Below are 6,213 nucleotides of genomic sequence, written 5' to 3'. Positions count from 1 at the left end.
CTTCGGGCTTTTCAAGCCCGACCAAATTCCCCTCCCACCTTATGTCGGTGGGAGTACCCTTTGGAGGTTAAGATGGTCGGGTTTTTCTTCTGGAGATAACACCAGCACCTGACGTGCCGTCAGCTGTACATTATCGGGCAATATGCCAATCACCAGGCAGAGATCAGCGACCGCCATCTGAGGTTGAGCTACCCGTTGCCAGCAAGGCGTGTAACGCCACTGTTTAGTGGCTAGTTTTGCCGGAACCCTAGCAGGAAGTAACATAAAAGGAGCAAAGTTAAAATTGGTGGTAGAAAACTGCCAGCTTGCAGGATGATTATTTACCCGGCTGACTGGCCATCTACTTTCTTCGTCCAGCAACCAATCACGGCACTGCTGAGCCTGAACCTGGGACAGTTGCTGGCTATTGTGCAGTCTATCAATTCGCCTTAATATCTGCGGGTTGTTTTGTCCTTGTGTTAACCAGCTTTCCATTTCTGCTTGCGCTTGAGCCAGATCGCTCCATATGCCGAGATGACGTATTGTCTGTGGTTTATGCAGTGATAAGCGTGCGCAAAGGGTAGATAAATCCAGCGAAGAGGTACGTATGATATTCAACACTTGAACGATAAGTCGTTGTAACGCCTGCGGCGTAGCGGCTGATAAGGGTGCCAAACAGATCCCTTGTTGCTTGATTGAAGGCGAACAGCGCTCTTCTTGCCGCGGTTCACGCAAGATAAGATGCGCATTGGTTCCCCCCATGCCAAAACTACTGACACCAGCGTAGCGTAGCGCATCACTTTTCCACTGGCGACTGGTGGCACTGGTTGTGAACGGTGTTTTATCCATTTCTAGCAATGGATTAGCACGCTGATAGCCTACATTAGCAGGCAATACTTGATGATAGAGTGCCAAAGCAGCCCGGATCAACCCTAAGATACCAGCCGCTGGACCGGCATGACCGAGCTGACTTTTTACTGACGCAATATGGCAGAAATTTGTTTTGCCGGTTGTTGATGAGAATGCTCGGCTAAGCGCGGCCATTTCGATCGGATCACCTAGCGGTGTTGCTGTACCGTGAGCTTCAACATAACCAATTCGATCGGCGGTTATTCCGGCACGTGTTAATGCCGAACTAATCACTTTCGCCTGCCCGGCAACAGAAGGCGCGGTATATCCCGCCTTATCGCGACCATCATTATTAATTGCACTAGCAGTGATAACGGCATAAATGCGATCATAGTCGCGCCGAGCTGCCGCTAATGGTTTAAGGATCACAACGCCACACCCATTGGTCGCCAGCGTGCCATCCGCATTGTCGCTGAACGGATTAGTACTACCTTGTCTAGAGAAGATATGGCCCGGCGCCCATTTATACCCCTGTACAGCATCTGGATCAATATTTACCCCAGCCACTACCATCATTTCAGCATCACCCATGTTTAATGCATTGCATGCCTGATGCACTGCCACCAGAGAGCTTGAACAACCAGTTTGCACCGTTAGCGCCGGGCCACCTAAGCCAAGGTAATAAGCCACTTTCGTTGCCACAAAATCCTTCTGATAAGATAAACCTAAGAAAAAAGGATCGCTATTACGACTTTCAGTGCAATCTCTCCGCTCTAACCAGCGCTGGTAAAATGCATCGCCTATACTAGCCATTATACCAACCGACGCCAGATCTTGCCTGCTACTATAGCCGGCATTTTCTAACGCCTGTACTACGCTCATCAACAAATGGCGCTGTTGTGGATCCATACGTTTTGCTTCTTGGGGCGAAATACCGAACCAATTTTGATCAAAGTCGAAAATGCCTGATAGCGATGAACGTACTGCCACTTTACGCTCTTCATTATCGCTGCGAATAGTAAGCAATGATCTATCTCGCTCTACCAACTCGCGAGAATCCATGACAGCACGCCAAAATGTTGCCAGATCAGCACATTGACTGACATTGATTGCCATTCCAATCACCGCAATGGCGTTTTCGTCTGCCGAAGTTTCAGTCAACCTAGTTGGTTTAGTTGCTATCGATGTGATAGAAGGCGGCGTCATCGTTTCACCCGCTAAAAAATAGCTCAATTGGTCAATACTCGCATGCTCAAACAGATCGTTAAGTTTGAGAGTAGTTGCGCCAGCCTGAATCAACGCTACATGGATTTTTATCAGTCGTAACGATGTTAATCCCAGGGCAAAAAACTTAGTCTGCTCACAACTAGGTTTTCTACCCAACTCTTTCTCAATTAGCTGGCTTAATAAATAGCGCCAGTCTGCCACCGATCGCTGATTTGTTGCTTGCCGTCTGATAGTGGTCTGTACACTGAGATTATCATCTGGTAGCGGGTGCCATAACAACCTGGCTAGACCCGCCCGGTCGATTTTGCCACTCGGTGTCGTACTAAGTGCATCTACCACGCGAAATTCCATTTTTAAAGCGCCGGCTGGCAACCACTGCTGTAATCGTTGATATAACTCGGTCGTTGATACTTGAATCTGTGGCGATTTAAGGCGCAAATAGGCCAGCAACTGCCCTTGCTGCGCCATCACTGCCACTGAATGGAAATAGCCGCTTTCTAGCTACAGTGTTTCTAACTGACCACATTCCACCCGGTAACCATTAATTTTGACTTGATGATCGCGCCGCTCCAGATAATTGAGTCGCCCCTGGCTATCATAATGGCCTATATCTCCGGTCAAATAAGCTAACTGATGCTGTCCGTTGCACGAGAGTAGGCAGAATTTCTGCTGATTAGCGCTGGGATTATTTTGATAACAGGGCCATACGTGCATCCCGGTAATCGCAATCTGACCGATTTGTTGTTGATCATCCAACAATTGATTGCTTTCATCAACGATATACACCCCGCAATTATCTGCCGGATAGCCGACCGGAACTGCTGTTGGCCAGTTATCTGGCTCACCCTGCAAGGTATAACTGGTGACGACGTGAGTTTCTGAAGTACCATACATATTAATAAGTCGGGAACCGGGGGATTGGCGAAACAGATTTTTAATCGCCTCAGTACAAAAAAGCATCTCTCCCGCACTGATTATTTCGCAAAGGCAATCTGGCTCAATTTTCAATGCCTGGGCAGTCTCGGCTAATGATTGCAATACGATATAGGGAATATACAAGCGCTCAACGCGCTCAGTTTGTATAAATCGCAGTAAAGCCTGATGATCACGCCGAAAAGCGGGTGGGACTAACAATAGTGTCCCGCCAGTACACAAAGTGGTGCAGATCTCCTGATGAGAAATATCAAAGGAGAGAGAAGTAAATTGTAAGGTACGTGCTGGTTTGTCTAGCCCGATACGATTTTGCCACTGAACAATATTCAGCATCAGACTATGGCGTGCTGCCAGTTCTTTGGGCAAACCAGTGGAGCCAGAAGTATATACCTTATACATTAAGGTATCTGCATTAACCGCTCTATCAGGCGATAACGGTGACTGATTGTTAACTTGCAGATAACCATCAATCGGAATTAACGGCAATTCAGCTTTAGTTGTTAATAACGGCGAAGCGGCATGGGCTTGATCCACCATTACTGCATCGATTCCTGCCGTAGTTAAAATATGGGTAATCAGTTTATCTGGGTAGTTAACATCCAGCCCAACAAAACAGATACCGCGACTGGCCATAGCTAAAATGGCAATAATCGCGTGCCGGTCTGCATGAGCATGGATCGCCACTACGCTGCCATAGGGCAATTTCCACTGTTGACTGAGAAATATTTCCATGCGCGCTACCTGTTCCATTAAATCGGAATAGGTCAACGTCACACCATTATTATCAACCAGTGCTACGGTATCGGGAGTTAAATTTCGCTGGTGATCAAGCCAGGCTCGAAGCGTATCAAAGGAGAGCGCCTGTTGCTGTCCCTGATTAACAATAACAGAGGCAGCGGATGAAGGGGGAAAGCCGAATTGTGTTGAAAGTGTGCTCATAACAGCTGACTCGCAGGTTAAATTTTGTAACAGACGGATCCACTGGCTGGCAAAAAAATGGGCTTCCTCACGATTGAATAATGCTGTCTGATACTCCAGAATCACTTCTGTTGCCATCCCCTGCGGTGTCACACAGACCAAAAATGGAAATTTGGCACTGCCGATGTCAGGTACACTGCCTTTTATCTTCAGGCCTGGCAATTCGAGGCAAGAAAAATCAGTGTTCTCCATAACAAATACCAGGTCGAATAGGGTTTGTCCCTCCGCCTGCATAGTGGAAGCCAGTTTAGTTATGTCTGCATAATTAACCGTGTGATGAGAAAAAATATTTTTCAACTCTTGTCCGGAACGATCCAAGAAACTAGCCAATGTGTCATCCGGTAATATCTGTTCATGCCATACCAGCGTATTGACTAACATACCAATAATGTTTTCACTATTTGGCAAAAAACGACCAGCATCAGGGAAACCAATAGTGACAGCACTCTGTTTTCGCCACTGTCCCCAACTCCATCCCAACACACTGAGCAGCAAGCCAGCTACCGTCATCCCTTGTTTTTTTGCCAGCACTTTAATGGCCTGAGTTGTCTGCTGATCGATCATTAGTTGCTGACGCTCACCCGCCATATCTGCAGCGGAAATTAAACCATAGCGCCGCCGTATCGCCAGTATTTCTGGCAGTCTTTCCCGCCAAAAATTTAGACTCTGCTTATAACTATCTTGCTGATAATAAAGCTTTAATGCGGCAGAATGATGTAATAGTGAGTAGTTTATTGACATCCTCCCCCACCTTCACACTTCGTGACTCAGGAGGGGGATTCCCGTTAGTCGGAGACTATCTGATCGCTCAGAAGCCTGGTTCCTGCTGCTGACGGCATTACTGCACCGTTCACTTCACAGGCTAACACGGCATGTCCTGCCGCTAAAATGTTACGAGCTCCGTTGATATCTGCGTTCTCTGTATACCCGCACTCAAGGCACTCGAATCTACTTTGTGATTGACGATTTTCTTTCGCTGTATGACCACAACATGCACACCGTTGACTTGTATATGCCGGAGGCACAGCTAATACCTGACCACCGCGCCATAGCTGCTTGTACTCAAGCTGACGGCGCATTTCATACCAACCCTGATCCAGTATCGAACGGTTAAGTCCTGATTTTGCCCTGACATTCCGTCCGTGCTGCTCTTGTGTACCTTTTGCCGATTTCGACATGTTACTGACCTTTAAGTCCTCAATGACGATCATCGCGTGGTTTTTGCTGATTTCACTGGTGACTTTGTGAAGGTAGTCTTTGCGGATATTGGTTATATGCGAGTGGAGACGTTGGATTTTTCGCTTCTGTTTTTTCCAGTTATTGCTGAATTTAACTTTACAGCTTAACTGACGCTGGAATTTCGCCAGCTTTTTTTGGTTGGTTTTAAAACTGTTTACAGGTTCAAACACTGTGCCGTCTGACAGCGTGGCGAGTCTGGTTACACCTGCATCCAAACCAATCATTGTTGCTGACGAATGAGGCTGAATGTCCATTTCCAGTTCGACCTGAAACGATATATACCAGTGTCCCGCATGTTGGCTAACGGTTGCGTTTTTAATCTTACCGTACAGCTTTTGCGACTGCCGGAACTTTACCCATACCAAACCTGACGGTAATCTCACTCTGCCATTATCGAGCTGACAATATTTATCAAAATTAACAAAACGAACTGAATCACGCCCGTCATTTTTCCTTTTAAATACAGGAGCTTTTGCTGCCAGTTTTTTATCAAAGCAGCGTTTCCATGCCCCGTGCAGATCTTTGAGTTTCTGCTGAAGATTATCCGTGTAGGCTTCTTGCAAAAAGGAATGTTCCGGCTTTTTTTTCCATTCTGTGAGCATCCGATTTAGTTCAAACGCTGACGGTAGTTTACCGCCGGATTCAATAATGCGTTGCGTCTCTGCTAGCCCGTAATTCCAGATAAAACGAGCGCATCCGCACAACTGCCGCAAACGTTGCGACTGTTTTTCGGTTGGTTCGAGTCTGAATTTGTAGGCTTTTAGAATTAGCATTATTACTCAGTGTGTAGTAAATTATCTCACTATCTTACCGTATATCCGGTTAATTTCAATGCAAAAATATAAAATCAACCGTTCAAGACATGCAGCGTTTCTTTTACATGTTCACCTTGTCTTTGTGACTAAGTACCGAAAGAAAGTACTCAGTGGCTTGCACTACAAAGCATTTCATCAGTATGCAGGTGAAGTGTGTCGCGACTTTGGGGCTGATTTAAAGGAAAGTAACGGA

The 6,213-nt window shown here is 46.5% G+C and carries 4 protein-coding genes; 1 reads left to right on the top strand and 3 read right to left on the bottom strand.

Features of this window, described 5'->3' with window-relative positions:
* Nucleotides 1-39: 39 nt before the first annotated feature.
* From H1X92_RS04345 to H1X92_RS04335, 3 genes are read right to left on the bottom strand one after another with little or no spacing between them, the layout of a single operon-like run.
* Nucleotides 40-2,523: a polyketide synthase gene (locus H1X92_RS04345; RefSeq protein WP_180559017.1), complete on the bottom strand. Its 2,484-nt coding sequence runs from the start codon at nucleotides 2,521-2,523 to the stop codon at nucleotides 40-42.
* Nucleotides 2,524-2,556: 33 nt separating this feature from the next.
* The gene (locus tag H1X92_RS04340; protein ID WP_180559016.1) at nucleotides 2,557-4,707 is read right to left on the bottom strand and encodes an AMP-binding protein; all 2,151 of its coding nucleotides are present in this window, start codon (nucleotides 4,705-4,707) and stop codon (nucleotides 2,557-2,559) included.
* A 44-nt stretch (nucleotides 4,708-4,751) separates the two neighbouring features.
* Nucleotides 4,752-5,978 (bottom strand): RNA-guided endonuclease InsQ/TnpB family protein, encoded by a 1,227-nt coding sequence (locus tag H1X92_RS04335; protein WP_180558336.1) that lies wholly within the window; start codon nucleotides 5,976-5,978, stop codon nucleotides 4,752-4,754.
* A gap of 58 nt (nucleotides 5,979-6,036) precedes the next feature.
* Between H1X92_RS04335 and H1X92_RS04330 the strand changes: the two genes are divergently transcribed.
* Nucleotides 6,037-6,213 (top strand): transposase (locus tag H1X92_RS04330; RefSeq protein WP_180558337.1); only part of this gene is annotated, 177 nt, incomplete at its 3' end.

The sequence above is a fragment of the Arsenophonus endosymbiont of Apis mellifera genome, from assembly GCF_903968575.1.
GTDB lineage: Bacteria > Pseudomonadota > Gammaproteobacteria > Enterobacterales > Enterobacteriaceae > Arsenophonus > Arsenophonus apicola.
Note: the sequence above shows the minus strand (reverse complement) of the source record. Positions and strands in the feature narration are given on the sequence as shown.